Origin of the sequence: Paenibacillus sp. 11B, from assembly GCF_030487755.1 — a bacterium.
GTDB lineage: Bacteria > Bacillota > Bacilli > Paenibacillales > Paenibacillaceae > Paenibacillus > Paenibacillus vandeheii.
This window is the reverse complement of the sequence record NZ_JAUKNS010000002.1, coordinates 773,972-795,588: the sequence shown is the minus strand read 5'-3', so window position 1 is coordinate 795,588 and position 21,617 is coordinate 773,972. Positions and strand designations below refer to the sequence as shown.

Annotated in this window: 23 protein-coding genes; 19 read left to right on the top strand and 4 right to left on the bottom strand. The window is 46.1% G+C overall.

What is annotated here, in order from left to right; translation table 11 throughout:
• Window positions 1-33 precede the first annotated feature (33 nt).
• From Q0V21_RS11910 to Q0V21_RS11870, 9 genes are all read left to right on the top strand, one after another.
• Window positions 34-534 carry a GNAT family N-acetyltransferase gene (locus Q0V21_RS11910; protein ID WP_301879067.1) on the top strand — a complete coding sequence of 167 codons (501 nt, stop codon included), beginning with the start codon at window positions 34-36 and terminating at the stop codon, window positions 532-534.
• Window positions 535-584: 50 nt separating this feature from the next.
• On the top strand, window positions 585-1,097 hold the full coding sequence (locus tag Q0V21_RS11905) for a DUF6886 family protein (RefSeq protein ID WP_301879066.1): 513 nt from the start codon (window positions 585-587) through the stop codon (window positions 1,095-1,097).
• A gap of 212 nt (window positions 1,098-1,309) precedes the next feature.
• On the top strand, window positions 1,310-1,858 hold the full coding sequence (locus Q0V21_RS11900) for a glutathione peroxidase (RefSeq protein ID WP_301879063.1): 549 nt from the start codon (window positions 1,310-1,312) through the stop codon (window positions 1,856-1,858).
• Window positions 1,859-2,017: 159 nt separating this feature from the next.
• A complete protein-coding gene (locus Q0V21_RS11895) occupies window positions 2,018-2,878 on the top strand; it encodes a helix-turn-helix transcriptional regulator (protein WP_301879062.1) in 861 nt (286 codons plus the stop codon).
• Between the two features lie 53 nt (window positions 2,879-2,931).
• Window positions 2,932-3,702 carry an acyl-[acyl-carrier-protein] thioesterase gene (locus Q0V21_RS11890; RefSeq protein WP_301879061.1) on the top strand — a complete coding sequence of 257 codons (771 nt, stop codon included), beginning with the start codon at window positions 2,932-2,934 and terminating at the stop codon, window positions 3,700-3,702.
• Window positions 3,703-3,882: 180 nt separating this feature from the next.
• Window positions 3,883-4,128, top strand: a complete 246-nt coding sequence (locus Q0V21_RS11885; RefSeq protein WP_301879060.1) for a hypothetical protein — start codon at window positions 3,883-3,885, stop codon at window positions 4,126-4,128.
• 129 nt (window positions 4,129-4,257) lie between these two features.
• Window positions 4,258-4,860 carry a nitroreductase family protein gene (locus tag Q0V21_RS11880; protein WP_301879059.1) on the top strand — a complete coding sequence of 201 codons (603 nt, stop codon included), beginning with the start codon at window positions 4,258-4,260 and terminating at the stop codon, window positions 4,858-4,860.
• Between the two features lie 150 nt (window positions 4,861-5,010).
• Entirely contained in the window at window positions 5,011-6,642 is a 1,632-nt protein-coding gene (locus Q0V21_RS11875; RefSeq protein WP_301879058.1) for an S-layer homology domain-containing protein, read from the top strand.
• Window positions 6,643-6,839: 197 nt separating this feature from the next.
• Entirely contained in the window at window positions 6,840-7,802 is a 963-nt protein-coding gene (locus tag Q0V21_RS11870; RefSeq protein ID WP_024632070.1) for an NAD(P)/FAD-dependent oxidoreductase, read from the top strand.
• A 99-nt stretch (window positions 7,803-7,901) separates the two neighbouring features.
• On the opposite strand, the gene Q0V21_RS11865 is transcribed toward Q0V21_RS11870, so the two are convergent.
• Entirely contained in the window at window positions 7,902-8,090 is a 189-nt protein-coding gene (locus tag Q0V21_RS11865; protein WP_301879057.1) for a hypothetical protein, read from the bottom strand.
• Window positions 8,091-8,219: 129 nt separating this feature from the next.
• Between Q0V21_RS11865 and Q0V21_RS11860 the strand changes: the two genes are divergently transcribed.
• The 6 genes from Q0V21_RS11860 to Q0V21_RS11835 all read left to right on the top strand — a co-directional run bounded on the left by Q0V21_RS11860 (window position 8,220) and on the right by Q0V21_RS11835 (window position 13,207).
• Entirely contained in the window at window positions 8,220-9,665 is a 1,446-nt protein-coding gene (locus Q0V21_RS11860; protein ID WP_301879056.1) for an FAD-binding oxidoreductase, read from the top strand.
• Window positions 9,662-10,207: an MFS transporter gene (locus tag Q0V21_RS11855; RefSeq protein WP_301879055.1), complete on the top strand. Its 546-nt coding sequence runs from the start codon at window positions 9,662-9,664 to the stop codon at window positions 10,205-10,207. Before Q0V21_RS11860 ends, Q0V21_RS11855 begins: the two co-directional genes overlap by 4 nt.
• Window positions 10,208-10,315: 108 nt before the next feature.
• Window positions 10,316-10,663, top strand: coding sequence for a DUF3243 domain-containing protein (locus tag Q0V21_RS11850; RefSeq protein ID WP_024632066.1), 348 nt, complete (start codon window positions 10,316-10,318; stop codon window positions 10,661-10,663).
• Between the two features lie 281 nt (window positions 10,664-10,944).
• The gene (locus tag Q0V21_RS11845) at window positions 10,945-11,511 is read left to right on the top strand and encodes a hypothetical protein (RefSeq protein WP_301879053.1); all 567 of its coding nucleotides are present in this window, start codon (window positions 10,945-10,947) and stop codon (window positions 11,509-11,511) included.
• A gap of 156 nt (window positions 11,512-11,667) precedes the next feature.
• Window positions 11,668-12,525 carry a heme o synthase gene (cyoE, locus tag Q0V21_RS11840; protein WP_301879051.1) on the top strand — a complete coding sequence of 286 codons (858 nt, stop codon included), beginning with the start codon at window positions 11,668-11,670 and terminating at the stop codon, window positions 12,523-12,525.
• 199 nt (window positions 12,526-12,724) lie between these two features.
• Window positions 12,725-13,207, top strand: coding sequence for a tetratricopeptide repeat protein (locus Q0V21_RS11835; protein WP_079344733.1), 483 nt, complete (start codon window positions 12,725-12,727; stop codon window positions 13,205-13,207).
• A 20-nt stretch (window positions 13,208-13,227) separates the two neighbouring features.
• Here the strand turns inward: Q0V21_RS11835 and Q0V21_RS11830 are convergent, their stop codons facing one another.
• Window positions 13,228-14,103: a LysR family transcriptional regulator gene (locus tag Q0V21_RS11830; protein ID WP_079344735.1), complete on the bottom strand. Its 876-nt coding sequence runs from the start codon at window positions 14,101-14,103 to the stop codon at window positions 13,228-13,230.
• A 166-nt stretch (window positions 14,104-14,269) separates the two neighbouring features.
• Here Q0V21_RS11830 and Q0V21_RS11825 point away from each other — a divergent pair, with 166 nt between their 5' ends.
• The 3 genes from Q0V21_RS11825 (at window position 14,270) to Q0V21_RS11815 (ending at window position 19,243) form a co-directional block, all read left to right on the top strand.
• Entirely contained in the window at window positions 14,270-15,217 is a 948-nt protein-coding gene (locus Q0V21_RS11825; protein WP_301879049.1) for a DMT family transporter, read from the top strand.
• A gap of 196 nt (window positions 15,218-15,413) precedes the next feature.
• Window positions 15,414-16,439: a LacI family DNA-binding transcriptional regulator gene (locus Q0V21_RS11820; RefSeq protein WP_301879048.1), complete on the top strand. Its 1,026-nt coding sequence runs from the start codon at window positions 15,414-15,416 to the stop codon at window positions 16,437-16,439.
• A 254-nt stretch (window positions 16,440-16,693) separates the two neighbouring features.
• Window positions 16,694-19,243, top strand: a complete 2,550-nt coding sequence (locus Q0V21_RS11815; protein ID WP_301879046.1) for a beta-mannosidase — start codon at window positions 16,694-16,696, stop codon at window positions 19,241-19,243.
• 133 nt (window positions 19,244-19,376) lie between these two features.
• Here the strand turns inward: Q0V21_RS11815 and Q0V21_RS11810 are convergent, their stop codons facing one another.
• The gene (locus tag Q0V21_RS11810; RefSeq protein WP_079344150.1) at window positions 19,377-20,051 is read right to left on the bottom strand and encodes a hypothetical protein; all 675 of its coding nucleotides are present in this window, start codon (window positions 20,049-20,051) and stop codon (window positions 19,377-19,379) included.
• Window positions 20,052-20,094: 43 nt separating this feature from the next.
• Window positions 20,095-20,616, bottom strand: a complete 522-nt coding sequence (locus Q0V21_RS11805; protein ID WP_079344151.1) for a zinc metalloprotease — start codon at window positions 20,614-20,616, stop codon at window positions 20,095-20,097.
• Between the two features lie 226 nt (window positions 20,617-20,842).
• Here Q0V21_RS11805 and Q0V21_RS11800 point away from each other — a divergent pair, with 226 nt between their 5' ends.
• On the top strand, window positions 20,843-21,520 hold the full coding sequence (locus tag Q0V21_RS11800) for an SOS response-associated peptidase (RefSeq protein WP_079344152.1): 678 nt from the start codon (window positions 20,843-20,845) through the stop codon (window positions 21,518-21,520).
• Window positions 21,521-21,617: the final 97 nt, after the last annotated feature.

The following is a 21,617-nucleotide window of genomic DNA, read 5'->3' as shown; positions in this document are numbered from 1 at the left end:
CGATATACTATGAACCTTTAGGAGGCTTATGCCATGATCAGATTGTGCAATAGCATGGATACGGATGCAATGGTTGAGATCATTAATGATGCAGCAAAGGCATACCATGGAGTGATTCCTGAGGATCGCTATCATGAACCCTATATGTCATTGGAAGAATTGAAACAGGAAATCCGTGATGACGTCGTATTTTGGGGTTTTGAAGATGATCATAGATTATGGGGCGTTATGGGAATTCAGGATAAAGGCGATGTTGCTTTAATTCGGCATGCGTATGTAAGAACTCACCAACGGGGGAGCGGAATAGGCACAAAACTATTGGCTCATCTAGTGGCCTCAACCGATAAACCGATACTAATAGGAACGTGGGATTCAGCAGAATGGGCTATCAAATTCTATTTGAAGAATGGTTTTAACCTTGTTTCATCGGAGGAAAAGAAGCAGTTATTAACACAATACTGGAACGTCCCCGAAAGACAAATCGAAACCTCTGTTGTTTTGTGTGACGGGAAGTGGAACGCTTCTCGGAATTAGAAAGCATTAGTCGGAGATTTAATCGTAACTAAATGATGAGAGGTGCTTGTATGCTTTATCATTTTAGCGAGGTTTCAGATATCCAAGTCTTTGTTCCGAGGGAGAAACAAAATAGACCTGAATTCCCTGCAGTGGTGTGGGCCATTGATGAAGAGCATGAATATTCATATTACTTTCCAAGAGATTGCCCCAGAATCATCTGTAAAAAGACAAACACGATAAGTGATGAGAATAACGAGAAGTTTTTCAAACATTCTAACGCCAATATCATAGTTACGATTGAAAGTTCATGGTATCCAAGGATTATGAATCAGATCATGTACAGGTATCATTTCGATGACACCCATTTCGAGCTTTTTGATCCAACGGCGGGATACTACATTTCTTATCAGGTTACCAAGCCTCTACATATAGACCGCATGGATGGTTTAATAGAGAGATTATTTAAGAAGGGAATTGAACTCAGATTTACTCCAAATCTGTACCCGCTGAGAGAGGCGATACTTGCATCGGATTTCGATGAATTTGGAATACATAGATTCAATAATGCAACTGAAATGTAGAGAGAAAACTTTTCACCAAGATCCATCATGATAAGCTGATTAAAAGAAAGAGGAAATTGATCATCAAAATCAGCCCGTAATGAGATTGATGTGTTCGTAGCGTTGCAGTAGTTATAGACTTTTTTTTCCGATACAGAATCTTCTATTTCGTATATAATAGAAATTCATATGAGTCTATATAACTACATAACATCGCGAGGTGCACTAATCTTATGCCAACCATCTATGACTTTAGCGTAACCAAAACGAGTGGTGAACGTTTCCCGCTCTATCAATACGAAGGAAAACCTGTACTGATCGTGAACACAGCGAGCAAGTGCAAGTACACACATCAGTTCGACGACATGCAGAAACTGTACGATCGTTATAAAGAGCAAGGGCTTCAGATCATTGGTTTCCCATGTAACCAGTTTGCGGAGCAAGAGCCGGGAAGTAGCGAAGAGGCAGAGTCCTTCTGTCAGATTAACTATGGCGTGAAATTTCCCATGTTCTCCAAAATGGATGTCAACGGCGAAGCAGCGCATCCCTTATATGACTTTTTGAAGAAGTCGGGACCTTTTGCAGGCTTTGATGAGTCAGATATACAAGCGAAACTGCTGAAGCTGATGGTGGCAGACAAAGCACCGGAATGGCTGCATGGGGATGCAATCAAGTGGAACTTCACGAAGTTTCTGATTGATGCCGAAGGAAATGTGGTTAAACGTTTTGAACCTGTTGACTCGATCGACGAGATCCAGGCGAGTATTGAACAGCTACTTTAATTTATCTTTCACAATCTCAAGGGGCCATGACACGTACCGTGCATACAAACGGATATGTGCATGGCCCTCTATATTTCAAAACTCCGCCGAGTACTATCCGACATGATGTGAAACGGGTAAAATGGGAAGAAACCTCTCCAGAACAGGAGGTGCTTGAACGTGCCAAGTATCATGCAAATTAGTGGTCCAATGGAATATAACTATCGCTCCACCAGAGCGTATGACCCTGGAGTGTCGGACGGATTTCATTCGCATCCGCATTACGAGGTGTATTATTTTCATGATGGAGAATGCACCTACCTTATTGGAGATCGAGTGTACAACCTTGAACCGGGTGATCTGGTCCTCATGCATGGCATGACCCTTCATCGACCACATCCAATGCCGGGCAGGCCGTATGTGCGAACGACGCTGCATTTCGACCCTTCGGCTCTCCGCAGCAGTCTGCACCCGGATCGGGTCAGCGATGTACTGAGGCCGTTCGAAGAACTGAGAAACTGCCGCATCAATTTGACAGGGAATACCCGCTCCGAATTCGAAACCTTGCTGCTGAATCTTCATGAGCTTATGGTGAATCCGGGGGATTTCAAAGAGGAGCGCATGAACGTTCGATTATGTGATCTGCTGTATGTTATAGCTGGCATCTGCCGAGGCAGGGTCGAGGACCACAGTCCCTCTTCCGAGAAGGAGCGGCATGTACAGCATATCATTCGTTATGTGGACACCCATTACATGGAGGACATCGGTCTGGATGATCTGGCAAGTGAGCTCCATCTGTCCAAGCCTTATCTGGCAGGGCTGTTTAAAGAGATGACGGGCAGTACCATCTTTAAATATGTGTATGACCGCCGCATCAATCAGGCCAAGCTGTTATTCCAGTTTCAGCCGGAAATCAGTGTAACAGAAGCCAGCCGGTTGGCCGGGTTCAAACGGTTATCCCATTTCAGCCGAATGTTCAAACAAAGTGTAGGGTGTGCACCTGATCTGTACCGCAGTCGTTTACATCGATCGCTTGATTAATGTAGGTTATGGTCCAGATATTACATACTCCACAGCCTGAGGAGGTTTATTCAATGCAATCTGAACAACCATTCAAGCTTCATTACCGAATTGGATCAGCTGATGCCGATTACCAATCTCAATGTCGTCCATCTGCCTTACTGGAGCATATGCAGTTGGCAGCAGACCGCGATTTAGCAGGCATGGGCGTTACCGTATCGCAGATGCTGGATCAGGGATTCGGATGGATGCTGTTAACGACAGATGTCACGATATTACGTCCAGCTCAATTGGAAGAAGAAGTCTCATTGCAGACGTGGCATAAAGAAAATAAAGGTGTGACCTGGTTAAGGGATTATATCCTTACAGATCGAGACGGAACACATCTGGCTGAGGCTCGCACGGCTTGGGCATTGGTCGATCTAAAGAGACGCAGGGTCGTTAGACCATCAGCTCTGCCTTTAGAAGTGAAATCGCATCCCGATTTATCATTGGGCGAACCCCCTGCTAAAGTGACGGTTCCCTCTGAACTGAGCTTGCAGGAACAAAATCGTCTAACTGTACAATATAGCAGCACAGACAGTAATGGACACATGAATAATGCCAGATATGCAGACGTGTGTTGTGATGCGCTAATACAGGAGGAGCTGGCCGCAGGTATAATCCGTCTGCAAATATCATATCACCGTGAGATTCGCATGCAGGAGCAAATGATCGTTGAGCGTTCAGCGGTTACGGATGGAGCTGTGTGGGTCCGAGGAAGATTGGCAGAAGAGAATGAGAGTGTTATTTTTGAAGCCAAATTGAGCTTGGGGGATTTCACCACACCGCCCCTTGTTGAATGAATTACAGTTGAATACAAGTAGATCCAAGTCAACTAGTCTGTTCCGGTTGGCTTTTTGCTATTTTGCCTCGTGATGCACACATGGAATAACCTTTTACGTTCATCTCATATGTACTCCGTGTTTAGAAGGCAGACAGAAAAGGTAAGAGAAGGGTAAATGAAAATAGAGGAGGAATCACGAATGAAAGAGTGCACCCCGGATCAAAATAACAAGGATACACATCAGGATCGTTCCCATGATAATCCGGAGCAGTATCCGACAGAGAAGGAAAGTTTGCTTGATCGGCATGAAGAAGAGCAGACGGTGGACCCCATTCCGATGGAAGATCTGAATATGGAGAAGCAGGAAGAAAAGAATAAGGATCAAACGAAGAGCAATTCCTCAACGGAAGAAAAATATCGAGCGGATTATCGCGAGTCGCAGTGATCAGATTCATTCTAAAGAATAAAAGTACATGTAGTGAAAATAAAATAGTTTGTTGACTAATGTATGTTACTATATTATAGTTACTGTGTTGGCAAATTAGGAAATACCATTTTGGGAGGCGAATGTTTTATGTCTACATCTTTCTTTGAAGCATTGAAAAACAGAAGATCTTATTATGGAATCAGCAAAGAATCCACAATCTCGGATGCTAAGATCCAGGAAATTGTGGAAGAAGCGGTGAAATACACTCCGACTTCATTCAACTCACAAACATCTCGCGCTGTAGTATTGCTTGGTGAACAACACGACAAACTGTGGAATCACACGGAAGAAATTTTGCGTGAAGTAGTTGGCAACGAAGAAGCATTCCAATCTACAGCTGAGAAAATGGCCGGATTCCGCAGCGGATACGGTACTGTACTTTTCTTCGAAGACAACAATGTGATCGCACAGCTTCAACAAAACTTTGCAGCTTATGCGGATAACTTCCCGATCTGGGCGAACCAATCTAACGGTATGTTGCAACTGGTGATCTGGACTGCATTGGAGCAAGAAGGTCTAGGCGCATCCCTACAGCATTATAACCCGTTGATTGACGAGAAGGTCAAATCGGAATGGAACATTCCCGAGAACTGGAGACTGATCGCTCAAATGCCATTCGGCAAACCTACTTCAACACCAGGTGAGAAAGAATTCCAACCGATTGAACAACGTGTAAAAGTACACAAGTAAGACTTTCGCCCGAACACGAATATGACCTCGATTCATCTAATATTGAGGTACATCACTTCAGCGAATTTCCCAGTATTTAACCACATACGGCCTCGCTTCAATTTGATACGATTGTGTAGATCGTAATCCAATGAAGCGAGGCTTTTTGATGTGAATAATAGAATAAACAAACGTACCCGCCAAAAGCTATGGAATGCTGTATTGTGCGGTGTACTTGCAATAGGCTCAATCTCCATCGGTAACCCCACAGCTCAAGCAGCAGCAGCTCAGCAGGTGTTCCAGGATACAACCTCCAGCTATGCGAAGGATGCCATTGCACATCTGGTCAAGGCAGGAATTGCTGCTGGAACCTCAGAGAATACGTTTGAACCCAAAAAGGCGGTTACTCGTGCTGAATTTGCAACATTTGCCGTCAGACTGCTAGGGTTGAAGCCCGTTAAGAACAATATTAATCCATATAACGATGTCAGTATCAACGCATGGTATTACGGCAATGTCGCAGCCATGACGAATCTTTCCATTCTTGAGGGCAAGAGTCAGGGAGTGTTCCAGCCTAACGCCTCCATCACTCGGGAAGAAGCGGCTGCACTATTAGTGAGGATGTTGAAACAATCCTCCAAATCAACGAATCTCCTGTCATCCACGTATAACGACGCAGGGGAGATATCCGATTGGGCGCGTCCTTATGTGCAGACCGTATATCAGCTTGGCTTAATGCGCGGCAGTGACGGCAAGTTTCGGCCGCATGACCAGGTGACTAGAGAAGAGGCAGCAGTGATGCTGGATGCCATTTTGCAAAAGAAAACCTGGTCAGACCAGCTGAAAAGCGAAGACCAGCTCGGTATCCAGCTGGGATGGCAATATAACGCCTCTACTGCTGAGTTCAAGAAACAGATTGAACAGTCAGAAGCAAACACACTCGTTCCTCGTTGGTTCTTCCTGAACAGCAGCATGAAAATCACGGATCTCACGGACACATCGCTATTATCCTGGGCATCAGCTACAGACAGACAGGTGTGGCCATTGCTTGGCAATCGTTCAAACCCGGACCTTACCCATCAGATGTTATCCAGTTCTGCCAATCGGGCGGCTGTGATCTCACAAGTCACGTCATATGTAAAAACATACAAACTAGATGGTATTAACGTGGATTTTGAGAACGTACTGCCTGCTGATCGCGAAGGAATGACCGCATTTATCACCTCTCTGACAACGTCATTGCATGCCCTGGGAGCCGTCGTATCCGTGGATGTATCCCCCGATCTGGGGACAGACTGGACCGATGCATTTGATTATGCCCAATTGGGTGCCGTATCGGATTACATGGTACTGATGGGATATGAGGAACATTGGAACGGCGACCCACAAGCGGGATCAGTGTCATCTCTTCCTTGGCTCGAAAAGGCTCTGGATACGATGCTCGCTGAGGTCGTTCGCGCCAAAACAATTCTGGCCCTGCCCTTATATACACGAGATTGGTCTTCCGTTAATCCGGCAGCCAGTTCATGGGATATCACCCTGGCAGAACAGGGAACACGTGCACGAGCTTCAGGTTCTGTGAGACGGTGGGATGCATCTCTGGTCCAATATGTCATTGGATATAACAGTAACGGTACGCCAAGATATATATGGGCAGAGGACAGTCGTTCATTATCCGCGAAAGTAATGATGAGTGAAGAACGTAACATTGCTGGCTTAGCCTATTGGTATATGGGCGGAGAGACGGCAGATGTATGGAATGCCATTTCGAACGCTTCACGATTTGAATCATACATTTTCTGAATTCCGGAATTATCATTCTTTCTTAAACCGACCCAAACGCACCGTTATTCAGACGGATGGTTTGGGTTATTTTATTTTGGTAAAAGCTAAGTTGTAACAGATAACGTTTGATTCTGGTTGAATGGTGTAAATGGATAGAAGGATAGTGAACTGTCCAATAACATATAAGAGATAGAAGCATAGGAGGGAGATGGAGCATGCGAGAGTATGATTGCATTATCGTAGGTGGAGGACTCGCAGGACTTCAGGCGGCTATTCAGATGGGGCGATACTCTTCCCATCGGGTGTTGGTGGTGGACGCAGGAGAAGGCAGATCAACGTTATGCCGAACCTATCATAATATTCTTGGTTTTCCTGATGGAGTATCTGGTGAAGAGCTGCGCACCAAAGGCAGAATGCAGGCAGAAGGGACTGGAGTAGCTTTTGAGAAAGACCGTATCATTAAAGCAGGACGCCGGGGAGAACAGATTCAGCTGTTCGGCTCTTCCGGCTCTGAATATATGGCAAAAACAGTCCTGTTGGCAACCGGACTAACGGACAGGATACCAGATATCCCGGGATTAACGCCTACGTTGGGACGAACCGTATATGTGTGCCCGGATTGCGATGGATACGAGATTCAGGATCAGCGCACGATATTGCTGGGTGCAGGTGAAGCGGGTGCAAACATGGCTATGGTTTTAATTCAACGTACCACTGAGCTGCTATACATCAACCATGAGCAGTCACCCATCTCCGCTGAGCTTCATCGCAGCATGAAAGAGGCAGGCGTTCGTTATCTTGAGGCGGCGGTCCAAGAAGTGCAGCAGATGGAGGATGGCCATATTACAGGTGTACTGACGGAAGATGGACAGATTTTTGAGTCGGAGCGTGGATTTATTGCGTTTGGAGGCAATCGTGTACATTATGAACTGGCAGAGCAGCTTGGAGCCGTTATCGCCGATAATAAACATGTGGAAGCCAACCCGCGCAGCATGCTGGCCGCACCTAATGTATGGATTGCAGGGGATCTCGGCCTGCACGCGGAACAAGCTACGGTTGCCATGGGCGAAGGTTCAATTGCAGCGATCTGGATTCACAAGGCATTACAGCAGATGAATAAGGAAAACGAAGTGAATCAGATCAAAACGCAAATTGTGAACGGACCGATTTCTCATTAATACAAACACCAACAATGCAAAAGTCCCCCCACCGTTATGACTTAGGCTGGAGGGACTTTTTGCGTTGTCGCAGACGGCTTGCCAAAGAATGATTCAGATTTACTTGCTGAGTGTATTGCGGGTCTCGTTTGTTTTGGCTTTGTGAGGGTGGGTGATGTTGTCGACAATATCTCCTACAGCTTCCTCGATCATGTCTGTCGGTCCAGGATTGTTAGGGTCCGGATGAAGAATGGTATTCACACCAGGTTCGAGATCCTTGTTTTTTCGCTCTTTTTTATGTTCACTCATGGAAAATTCCTCCTTATTCAGGTATGTTTAAGGTGTTCCTTAACATATCCAATCCTTGTAATGTATATGTAAACGATTAACCAATGGAATTAAATTGAAACGTTATGTTTTAGGAGAGGAGGAGTCCATTTGTTCAAAAAGACGAGCGTGCTCCTGTTACTTCTGATTTTATGTGTGTGGACATATTGGAGAACCGATAGTGATGATCAGAATCCGTATTTGATTACCGACTACAGCCGCCTGCATCCGGTTAAGGTTGAACGTATAGTGGAAGGGCGTGAAGAGCAGCAGCTCGTTGAACTGCTTCAGGATGCACGAAAGCGAAATCTGACGATATCTATTGCCGGGCAGCGTCACAGTCAGGGAGGGCACACCTATTATAAGGACGGCATTGTCATAGACATGACCTCGTATAACAAAGTGCTGGAAGTTAATGTCGATGCCAGAAAGGTACGTGTACAGGCTGGTGCAACCTGGGCTGACGTACAGCGAGCCATAAACCCCTATGGATTGGCAGTCAAAAATATGCAGTCCCAAAATATTTTCACCGTAGGCGGATCTATTAGTGTAAATGCACATGGTCGAGAGCTCCATCAGGGTTCCTTGATTCAAAGTGTCGATTCCTTTCGTCTATTGACGGCAGATGGTCAGATTCGGCAAGTGAGTCGCACCGAGAATGCCGAGCTTTTCCCGCTTGTACTTGGGGGTTACGGATTGTTTGGACTGATTCTGGACGTTACATTGACGTTAACGGATGATGAAGTCTATCGTCTCACGACGGAACAGGTGCAGGTTGAAGACTACCCATCTTATTTTCAAAAGAGCGTGCTTGGAGATCCGATGATGCAAATGCATTTGGCCCGAATTTCAGTTCAGCCTGGTGAAGGCTACTTTCGTGAAATGTACGCACTGAATTATGCCCTTGATCCAACGGCTTCATTGGATGATTATAATCATCTGGATGAACGTGAAAGGGGCGTGCTTCCTAGCAAACTCCTGTTCAACCTAAACCGTGAATTCGAGTGGGGCCGGGCCTGGTTTTGGCCGCTGCAAAAGCGTTACTTCGAATCGCAGGAGGGCAAAAGATTGAGCCGCAACAATGCGATGGCTTCTGCGTCTGCCTTTATGGAATATCATCAGCCGGGCGAAAATGATCTGCTGCAGGAATATTTTATTCCGGTGGATACGTTCCCGGCATTTGTGCAGGAGATGGGAGAGATCGTTTCCCGGGAGCAGTTGGATTTGCTTAATATTACTGTTAGATATGTGAAACATGATGAAGAAGCTGTGCTTTCATATGCTACGCAGGATATGTTCGGTATTGTCTGTTTGTTTCACGCTTCATTGTCCGAGGTAGAACAAGGAAAGTTCAAGGGCCATATGCAGCAGTTGATGGATGCCGTCCTTCGATATAACGGAACATATTATCTGTCCTATGCAGGTTACGCGTCTTCAGAGCAATTCGAACAGGCTTACCCACGGAAGAACGAGTTTTTTGCAGCCAAACAAAAGTTTGACCCCAATCATCTCTTTATGAATTATTTTATGGAGCAGTATGGAGGAAATCATCCATGAATATCAAGTGGCTTGTTCGATCTCAAAGCATCGTTACGCTCGCATCGGGCATGATTTATCCGTATTATCTTTTGTTTCTCAAAAATCTGGGTAACAGCTTCTCCAAATACGGACTTGCTTTTGCTGTATTTACAATCACCTCGGCTGCTGCTTCGCAATGGCTCGCTCCCCGAATGGATCGACATGCCAAGCAGTGGCTCATGGTAAGTTCGGTGGGGATGGCAGCAGCCATGATTGCCTTTCCGTGGGTCATTTCATACATCTGGGTGCTGTTACTGCAAATGTTGATGGGGATATGTAATGCGATGCAGCGAATGAGTGAGCGGGTGTTGCTCGCGGATTATACGGTGGCTGGACAACGGGGCCCAGCTGTAGGTAACTATCATTTCTGGACATCTGCCGCGTCAGGATTTGCCGTTATTGTAGGCGGTATTCTGATCGATTGGCTGACAATCGATGTATTATTTTATCTCAGTGCCATTTTATATATGTGGGGAGTACTGGCAGTATGGCGATTACGAAGTATTTCTGATGAAGGATAGAAATGGTCTGATTAATCTCCAGCGAGAAGTTTATATTATAGATAACACTGGTATGATTAAGCACTTTGCTTAGTCCCCAAAACGAATATTTTCAAGGAGGTTTTTCAAATGAATGAACATGTGATCCACAAAAATGGCCAAGTTTCAACTGACAAGGTTGACAATGCGATTGAGAAGATTGCACCTGAAGAAAGACAACAGATTTTACAGAACTTTGATTCTTTCAAAGAATATCTGGGCAAACGAATTGCAATGGGCGAATCGATTGGGCTGGGCGAAGAACAGATGGCCAAAATTGCTGAGAAGGTTGCCGATTATTTAGCAGCCCGGGAAGAACCGCGTAACCGTGAAGAAAAGTTGCTGCAAGAACTGTGGAATGTCGGGAAAGAGGAAGAGCGTCACATGCTGGCTCACATGCTTGTACGTCTGGCGCAAGGCTCAACCCCGAATCATTAAGATTAAGCTATAACTAAAAGCTAAGCCAATAGAGACTCTGGATGCCAAGGCATTCAGGGTTTCTTTTATGATGATGTTATCCTACTTTTGTTAAGATGCTCCCCACAAGGACTGATGACACCTATTGTAACTATTTTTCATCTGGCTGATACTTTTGCAGCGTCCACACCAAGTATGATAGGAAAAGTAGAAAACAGGATTAATTATTTCATATGAGCGTTTGAAGGGGAAGCCTTCAGGTTAAGGAATAGTAACGTTCATAATAAGGAGAGATGCTGCCTATGAAGAACGCGGCGAAACAATGGAAATTACGAATGCTGGGTGCGGCTGTTGCTTTACTTGGCATGATTGTGCTTGCTACATATTTACTTACACCAGCGAACGCTGAGGAGAGCATGGACCATGTTCAGGCATCTGCCAAAGAAGCTCAGGCTGCAAACTCCGAGATGTTTACAGCGTATGTGGATGATATACAGCATGAAGATGGTAAGTTATTCTTAATTGTAGACAAGATTGGCTGGTACCAGGGGACAGAGGCTGATAAAGTTTTTGAACAACGGAATCCAGACTCCGGTATAGATGGTGCTCCTGATGGATATTATATTGTCAACGACAGCAAAGAGCAGGAAAAGGTGGAAGTTAGTGCTAACGCTGAAGTGTTGATGCAGTTGTATGATCGTGACGGTACGGTGCAGGGAACCAACATTCAATGGAATGAGCCAGTGGCGCTCAGCAAGTTCGAATCCTTGTATGACAATACGAAACTGCTCGATCTGTCCATATTCCCGTATCACCTCACTGTACAAGACGGAAAAGTGATCAAAATTGTGCAGCAGTACATTCCATAAATTCAAATTCAACTTTTAATGGTTAAGCATTCCTCCGGTTCCATACCGGGAGGAATGCTTTTTGGTTATGACAAATTCATGAAGGAGATTGTAATTCATGGTATGTACAGGTATCATTATAGGAATGGTGTTTTTACATAGTTCAGGAGGCTTCTCATGCTTAAAGACATGATCGCATTAACGAAACCCGGACTTTTGCGGCTGAATGTGTTTGCGGTAGCCGTAGGGTTCTGGGTCGCTTCAAAATGGGATATCTCGTGGATATCGCTGCTCATGGTATTGATTGGATCAACCTTGGTCATCGCTTCGGCTTGTGTCATTAATAATTACTGGGATCGTGAATTGGACCAGAAGATGGAGCGAACCAAAAAACGGATTGATTACATCAACCATCTTAAACCCAACTTTGTATTGGGGTATGGAATTGTTCTCGGTGTGGTCGGTTTTGTGCTTCTATACTTCCTGGTCAATCCGTTGTCCGGTTGGATGGCACTGGTCGGATGGTTTGCTTATATCGTGATTTACACGATGTGGCTCAAACGCAGCTCGACCTGGAGTACTTCACTGGGTGGAATTGCGGGGGCGATGCCGCCAGTAATCGGTTATTGCGCGGTAACCAATCAGATTGATGTAGGTGCCTGGTTGCTGTTCGCGCTATTATTTCTGTGGCAGCCGCCTCACTTCTGGTCACTCGGTATTCGCAGAGTGGAGGAATATCGTGCAGCAGGTTTCCCGTTGTTGCCGGTAGTCAAAGGTGTGAAGCGTACCAAGTTCCAAATGATTCCTTACGTGTTTCTGTTGCTTCCTGCTGTATTTCTGTTGTATTACTACAACTACGTTGGTCTCGTGTTTCTGCTTGTCTCCGCTATTGGTGGTCTGATCTGGTTTGTACATACACTTAGCGGATTGAAAACTCAGGATGATGAGAAATGGGCAAAGGTTAACTTTCTGATCTCCGTCAATTATCTCATGGTTGTATTTATCGTAATGGTGGTAAACACAACCTGGTCCTGAGCGAATCATCACTTTTGTACATTACTTGAATATGAAGATGCCAATGGAGTTGGCACCTTACGAAGAAGCATGCTGCGAAGTCGGTTTGGACAACCTCTGGTTGCTCCAGCCTATTTTGCGGGGTGTTTTTTTGCTATAATAAATGAATGATTTCCATACTATGGAAAATGGGATTTTGGAAGGATGGGAAGTACCGTATATGAATGATTTGGAGCAGGCTATTCTCTTGAGACAAGAGGGGAAAATGCAGGAGGCGATTGAGCTATTACAGGAACTGGCATTACAGGAACCGGAGAATGCGCAGATATGGTACCAGCTGGCTTGGGCTCATGATTCACTTGGATTGGAGCGGGATGCAGTACCGCATTATGAGAAGGCCTTAAGTCTAGCGCTTCAGAGTGAGGACAGGGCAGGTGCCATACTTGGACTGGGCAGCACCTATCGGACTCTGGGGCAGTATGGGCAGGCGAAGGTTTGGTTTGAAAAGGGATTAAGTGAATTCCCGGAGAACCGGGAATTTGAAGTTTTTCTTGCCATGGTGCTCTACAATCTTGGTGAGCATGCAGAGGCAATGAAACGGCTGCTGATACAACTGGCTGACACATCAAGGGATAAGGGAATAACCGACTACAGCAGAGCCATCCGTTTTTATGCAGATCAGCTGGACCGGGTGTGGGAGTAAACTGAGTAACGGAGGACCGATTAGAGCGATGGAGTTAGCCATTCCTGTACCGCTTCAATGAAACGACGCGAAGCGGGTGACAGATTGACGAGAGACGGGCAGGCTATGCCAATCGTACGATAGGGATCTCCAGTGAGTGGAACGAGCGCCAGCTCATTGGTATGGTGTTGCAGAACCATTTCAGGCAAGAGGCTGATTCCAAGGCCGTTTCGAACCATTGCCATAATGGCCTGATCCTCGGCAACTTCATAGACGACATTCAATTTGGCTGCATGCTGCCGGATCAATCGTTCGATTTCGTTATCACCGCCCCATTTGGGCAAAATAAAGGGCTGTTCGAGCAATACATCAAATGAAACAGATCTCTGCAAAGCGAGTGGATGCTCCAGAGGCAGGATGCACATCATCCTGTCTTTTTGTAATGGAATGGTTTCAAAAGGCGAGGAATCCCCAAGAGAAAGAAAGCCGAGATCGATGGCGCCTCCGGCTAGCCAGCCTTCAATTTCTGCATAGTCTCCCTCCCATAGCTTAATTTCGATTCCAGGATGATGCAGGCGAAATTGCTTCAGGATACCAGGCAGCCACTGTGTGGATACACTGGCGAATGTGCCAATACGCACGGTTCCAATCTCGGCGCCGCGAATTAATGAAATTTCCTGGTTCATCAATTCCGTCCAGCGCAGAATTTCACGCGTATAGCCCAGAATGCGTTCCCCTTCGGCAGTCACTCGTACACCGGAGCGGTCACGATTTAGCAGCGAAAAACCACAATCGGTCTCCAGGCTGGCGATCGCATGACTGACCGCGGATTGGGTAATATTCAGTGCTTCCGCTGCTTTCGTAAGGCTGCCGTATTCGACTACGGCATTCAAAATTTCGTATTTGACCAATGACATGAAAGATTCCGTTCCTTTCCTCATTTCATACATGAGTTTATTTCATATATACTATTATAAATATTCATTTTTATAATGCAAAGAGATCGTTTATACTTGCCAAGGCGAGTTAGTTCGAGAGAGCCTCGGATCGATTACAATACATAGAAATGAAGGTAGAAGCAAGATGAACGGAGTACGTGCACTACAAGGTCAGGCATCAAGAAGAGCGGATTTGCAAATGCTGCTCGCAACGGTAATATGGGGATCATCCTACCTGTTTATGAAATCGGGACTGGAGTCCATGCAGGAGTTGAATCTGGTCGCTTTCCGGTTTGGCATTGCCTTTATCGCGGCAGCGGTCCTTTTCCATCGGCGACTGTTCAGAATAGATCGCAAGACACTTGTGGCAGGGGTTATCATGGGAACAGCGTTATTCGCGGCCTTTGTATTTATCACATATGGAGTCCAGCGCACAACGGCTTCGCAGGCAGGATTTCTGATCAGTTTGGCAGTGATCTTCGTGCCTATTCTGACGACAATTTTGCATCGAAGATTGCCGGATTTGCGGTTAACGATAAGTATTCTCGTGGCGGTAGCCGGGCTCGGATTGTTGACGCTTCAGCATCAGCTCAGTCTGCATATGGGAGATATCCTTTGTGTTCTCGCAGCATTAATGTATGCAATCTATATTATGATTGCTGGCAAGTATACGCCGAAGCATGATCCGCTAACCCTGGGAACGGTTCAACTGGGCGTTGCAGCTCTGTGGGGGTTGGCTGCTACATTCCTGCTGGAGACACCACGTCTGCCTGACACGCCGCAATCCTGGGCGGCCATTCTGGGTCTGGGGGTATTGTGCAGCGGCATTGGTTACATTTTGCAGACATTTGCCCAGCGGCATGCTTCACCAACGAGAACGAGCCTGATCTTTTCGCTCGAACCGTTGTTTGCCGCAGCATTTGCGTTTACCTTCCAAGGGGAGTCTCTTACGATGCAAGGGTATGCGGGTGCTGCATTGATGCTCATTGGTGTTCTGATTACGGAGATCAGAGTCCCTTATCCGTTATTCTGGCGCAGAAAGCGGACGGCATTACAGACCGAACTGGGAGATCAGGGAGCACCGGGCATATAGTTTTGAAATAAAGGAAGAGTTCTTCCATCATCTTCATCGTGAAGGTGGTGGAGGAACTTTTTTTATTACCATCGGGAGAGCTCCAAAAACCCAAGCAAAATAACCTAACAAAATGAAGTTTTTCATAACTTGTTTTGTTGAATTAGAATTTTTATGCTATACTTAATGAAAAATGAAGGAAAAACGGGTGAGTAGGATGGGCAAAAGAGTAACCATGCAGCAAATTGCTGATGCTGCGGGGGTATCCAAATTCGCAGTCTCCCGTGCGTTGACCGGCAAACCTGGTGTGAGTGAACATACCCGGGAGATGATTGTCAGGACGGCAGGACAGCTTGGATATTTCAAAGCTGAACCGAAGCGTTATTTGTTAGAACCCTCTGTTGAACAGGAGATGAGGCTGGATAGACAGGGCACTATTCTGATCTTGTTCCCCAATATCCGTTCACAGAATCGTTCCTCCCTGTACTGGGGTCCGATCTTTGACGGAATATCTGCACGGCTGAATGAGAAGGGCATGGATATCCTGACCTTGACGGAACCTTCCTCGGATCGCATGTTTTCGGTGCTTAATCCCGAAGCCATCAGCGGAATTATTACCGTCGGTTCCATTTCCACATCCGTATTGCTCGAAATCTACCGACTGCACATTCCGCTTGTGATGGTTGATCATGAAGACGCGGCGATTCATGGAGATACGGTATTTACAGATAACATGAAATGCATGAAGGAACTGGTGCTGATGCTTGTTGGAAAGGGCTACAGGCGGCTGCAGTTTGCTGGTGAATTGCCTGATGCAGCCAGTTTCAGAGAGCGATGGCTCGGCTATCGTTCGGTTTTGGAAGAGATGCAATTGCAAGTTACGCAGCAAACCGATTTGCTGGGACCCGATCTGGATCACATTCGGGAATCCATCGCCGCCATGCAGATGGAAGACATCCCCGAAGTGATGGTATGTGCGAACGATCACATGGCTGCTGTTGTGATTGGTGCACTCCAAGGCAGGGGCATCGAGGTGCCGGAGCGCTGTGCAGTAACTGGGTTCGACAATACACGTTCAGAAGAGCCTATTCTTGCTACGGTTCATATTGACAAGGAGAACATGGGCAGACGGGCGGTGGACCAGTTATTGTGGCGCATGGAGCATCCGGACGGGCCTTTTGAAAGAAAGCTGATTTATTCGGAATTAATCATTCGTGATGAGTACAATGCTATTTTGCAATGAAGTGAACAAACGCGGTTCTGGAAAGCCAAAAATAACAAGCACCATTCTATATAATTAAGGGGTGAAAAGACATGGAGAGATAAGGCTTCATGTCTTTTTTTGTTTGGATAAAAAGGTTTTTAGAAATAAATCACAAAACAGATTGACTGAATTGAGCATATCATGTTAATTTTGTTTTGTAAGTTATTTGTTTTTATAATAACAAAACATAACAAATTGTTTTTCAAACAACTTCAACGATAACGGAGGCTGTCATGAGCAAAATACAATCGCAGACATTTCAGAATTGGACGTTCAAAGCTTGTGAGGATCAGGAGTGGATGCCGGCTCACGTGCCCGGCTGTGTGCATACGGATTTGCTGAAATTGGGTAAGATACCAGACCCTTTCTATGGAACTAACGAAAAGGAAATTCAATGGGTCGACAAGAAAGACTGGGAATATCGTACCGAATTTGACGTTAATGAAGCACTGCTGTCACAGCAGTATCTGGAGCTGGTCTTTGATGGTCTGGATACGTATGCCGATGTGTACGTGAATGAACAGCATGTGTTGTCGGCGGATAATATGTTCCGGGTGTGGACAGCTGACGTGAAATCGGTTGTAAAGGCAAGTGGCAACATCCTCCAAATACGTTTTCGTTCCCCAATAAATGAAGACCTGCCGAAGCTGGAGAAGCTCGGATATGCTCTGCCTGCATCGAATGATCAATCTGATGTGGGGGGACTAGGCGACAAAAGAGTGAGTATTTTTGCACGGAAAGCCCCGTATCATTATGGCTGGGACTGGGGTCCACGTTTTGTAACCAGCGGAATCTGGCGCGAAGCGCGTCTCGAAGGATGGACCGACGTACGGATTAATGATGTTTTTATCCAGCAAAAAGAAGTAACCGCTGCTTCCGCTTCTCTGACTGCGGTCGTGGAAGTAGAGTCTGCGCAAGTAATAGAAACGGTTATTCGAGTAGGAACGGACGGACAGAGCTGGGAGCAGGCTGTAACGTTGAAACCAGGCGTCCAGACTGTGGAGGTTCCAATCTCCATAGATGAACCGAAGCTGTGGTGGAGCCGCGGACTGGGTGACCCGCATATGTATTCCTTCCTAACGGAAGTGATTCAGGGAGAGCAAGTTGTGGCTGAGTCCACGGTGAAAACGGGCATTCGTTCCATACGTCTGGTTCGTGATCAAGATGAAGCAGGAGCCTCCTTTTATTTTGAATTAAACGGAGTTGCTGTCTTTGCCAAAGGTGCAAATCACATTCCAAATGATAGCTTCATTACAGAAGTGACACGTGAGCGTTATCTGCATGAGATTGTGTCAGCTGCCGAGTCGAATATGAATATGCTCCGTGTATGGGGTGGTGGCTTCTATGAAGAAGACGTGTTCTACGAGTTGTGTGACGAATATGGTTTGCTCGTATGGCAGGATTTTATGTTTGCTTGCAGCATGTATCCTGGAGACGAGGCTTTCCTGAACAGTGTGAAGCATGAGGCGATTGATAATGTAAAACGTCTGCGCAATCATCCAAGCATCGTGCTGTGGTGTGGCAATAACGAGATTGATTCCGCATGGGCTCATTACATTGAGGATGGCGGCTGGGGTTGGAAGAAAGATTACAACGAAGAGCAGAAGGAACGCATTTGGGCAGATTACGAAGCCATTTTCCATGATCTTTTGCCTGAAGTTGTGGAAGCCTACGCTCCTGGTGTGGATTACTGGCCTTCTTCGCCACTCGTATCCCTGTCGGGAGACGAGAAACAGCATGCTCACCCATCCACATCAGAAGGGGATATCCACTATTGGGGTGTATGGCATAATGTGGAGCCATTTGAGAACTACAACGTTCATGTGGGACGCTTCATGAGTGAATATGGCTTCCAGTCCTTCCCTGAATATGATTCGGTTCGCAAGTATGCAGAGGAGGAGGACCTGGCGCTGGAGTCTGAAGTGATGCTGGCGCATCAAAAGAACGGGGCGGGTAATCGTCTGATCAAACAATACATGGACATGTACATGCATGAACCTAAGGATTTCCCTTCCTTCCTCTATATGAGCCAGGTGCTTCAGGCTGAAGCGATGAAAACAGCCATTGAGGCTCACCGTCGCCGCAAACCGTTCTGTATGGGAACGCTCTATTGGCAGATGAACGATTGCTGGCCGGTAGCATCATGGGCGGGGATGGACTACTTTGGCCGCTGGAAAGCATTGCAATATTACGCCAAACGCAGCTTCAGCGATGTCTTGGTATCGGTAGATGGCACGAAGCAAGATGTGACGGATATTTATCTGATCTCGGATCAGCTTGAACCTGTAAAAGGGAAACTACAGCTGCGCCTAATCGGCTTTGATGGCACGGTATACCGTGATGAAGAGCATGAAATTGCTCTGGCATCCAACTCTGGTCAACAGGTGCTGTCATTGAGTCAGGCTGAATGGCTGGAAGGTCGTGATGCTGCAACAACGTTGCTGCGCATTGATCTGAAGCAGGATGGGGCAGCCGACATCGTACAGGAGCATTATTTTGTACCATCGAAGGATCTTTCACTGCAACCAGTGCAAATTAAGGTAATCGAAGTGACTGAGAACGATGGCGTACATTTGGTCCTGCAAAGTGATGTGCTGGCGAAACAAGTTTGGATTTCTACAGAGGCAGAAGGGGTGTTCTCGGACAATTTCTTCGATCTGATTCCTGGCATTCCGGTGAAGGTTAAGTTCACATCCAGAGGGGAATTACAAGGATCTGATGGCGCTGTCTCCCAGGCTGGGGCCATCCAGGTTCGTTCTATGGCTGACTTTATCAAATTGTAATTCATCACGTACCCAACAGGCATAGTAGTCTATTATTAAACTCCAAAAACGTGCTGCCCAGTCTTACTGAGCGGCACGTTTTTACTATATATGACTGAACAGTAGGAGGGGAATGGGTGCAGGTCCAATGAGGTTATTTGTTCTGATCTTCGTTCTGGATTTCTTGCAGCTTCTCGATGCTTAGCGTGAGATCATTCTCAGGGTTGGCGCTCACAACAACTTCGGACTTCGATTGCTGCTCGCCGGGTTGAGTTAATTTAGCTGCGGGTTTGATCACATACAGGCTTTGAACGGAATTCAGCAGGCTGGCGGGAGTGTGCTCATACGTCTCCAGGAAGAGCACATAATCTTTGGTGGGGATGAATTTGATATTGTCATCGTTAATAATCTCGGTATTGCCCAGCTGTCCGCCAAGCTGCTTCACTTCAATGGTGTCCCCGGCTGTATGAATTCCCTTGAAGGATTCAGCAACCTTAATCGTATAAATCGTATAGATTTTATCAAAAGGAACGATGTCCTCACCACCCGGATTCAATTCTTCATCCAGAGCACTTTCATTTACAACCGGGGCTTGTACCATGTCATTCAATGCTTCAACCCGTGTCTGGATAACACTGCCTCTGACGATGGTATTGGCTCTCTCAGATAGATCACCGATGCTTGAATAATTGGGGAAGTCCTCGGAAGCAATCATGGTAATGGGTCCATCGTTGGTGGCAGCCGTATTAGTTGTAACTGAGGAGCAACCTATAGCAGACAAAATGAAAATGGAAGAGGCCAGCATCGTCAATACTCGAATTTTTTTCATGGGTAGAAATCCTCCTTGGATTTAAGGGTTTGAGAATAGTGGATTAGTACTTGGATCTGACATTGTTGATATCGAAGGTTTGAGGCTTAGTCAAGGTGTTCCGGTTGCGGGAGTACAGCATAATGGAAGGGCTGGTGGTGGTTGGGTTGTCTCCAAGCCAGACTGAATGTCCGAGCTCATGAACGAATACACTTTGAATAAAATTGGACAAGTTGGTTGCGTCAGCCGTAATGGTGGTTGCATTCAATTCAATGCGGAAGCTTACGACCTGACTGCCTGATACAGAAGCGTAGTTGACGCCATATGCCGTGTTATTGAAATTTCCGGCAGTAATGGTATTGGGGGAGCTGCTCGTTTTGGTAAACTGTACTTTGGCACCGGCATTGTTCCAATTGCTGAGGGAAGCGTCCATGGGAGCTTGCCACGTAGAGGCGTAATTGTAAGTGCGAATCGGAATTGTTGAGCTCGGGTAGCCGTAAGTTAGAAACGTTGCCGCATAGATTGTACTGCCGAACATCGCGATGGCTGAAAACAACATGATGCTCATGAGAAACTTCCTTTTCATACTTAAAACCTCCAATAATTGTATTTTTTCTCTATTATAGTAACAAGGAATAGAACTGTTGAAATGAGTCTTAAGTCTTTGTTTTCGTGATAAAAACAATGGATTCTGCTGAATTAGACCTTATTTTCGTCTGAAAAAGTCGATTGCTGTCCATATGTGCATGCATAATTTCCCTGCAATAACAAACAATACATTCAACTTCACACAGGGAAAGGAAGCGTTGAACATGTGTAACCGTTTTTCATTGGCAGCCGATTTGGATGAGGTCAGAGATCATTTCAAGATTGAACGGGTGATGTATTATTACAAAAACCGGTACAACATCAGCCCAACCCAGCACACACCGATAATTTTGCATCAGGACGGAGAACGGGTATTAGACGAGTTCCGGTGGGGATTCATTCCGTTCTGGGGTCGCGATGCAGTTAACGCCAATCTTATGACGGTGCATGAGAATCCAGCCTACTATAAGCTGGTAGAGACGAAGCGTTGTGTTATCCCATGTAATGGTTTGTACTACTGGCGTCAGGAAGGCAAGAAAAGCTATGCAGTGCGTGTGGTTATGCCGGATCGTGGATTGTTTGGCATTGCGGGATTATACGAGGTATGGAGAGATACACGCAAACAGCCACTGCGTACCTGCACGATGCTGATGGCGGGCGCGAACATGGTTACACGTGAGTTTGGCAGCAAAATGCCGGCGATTCTGTCTGAAGAAGAGATTAATACCTGGCTGGATCCGGCAAATACACGAGTGACGCAGCTGCTGCCGTTGTTGAAATCCTACAATAGTACTGAGATGAATCTGTATCCGGTCACTCCGATGGTAGCCAATGATGAGCATGACTGTTATGAATGTGTAGAAGAGATGGATCAGAAGCTGGCCTACGTACGCAGTTTCTAAGCGGATAAAGGGAGTGAAAGAGGCGGAGAGGCGGAGAGTCACAGGACACTCCGTCTTTTTGGGTTGAGCAACGAACTAAAATGTACTGAAGAAAATG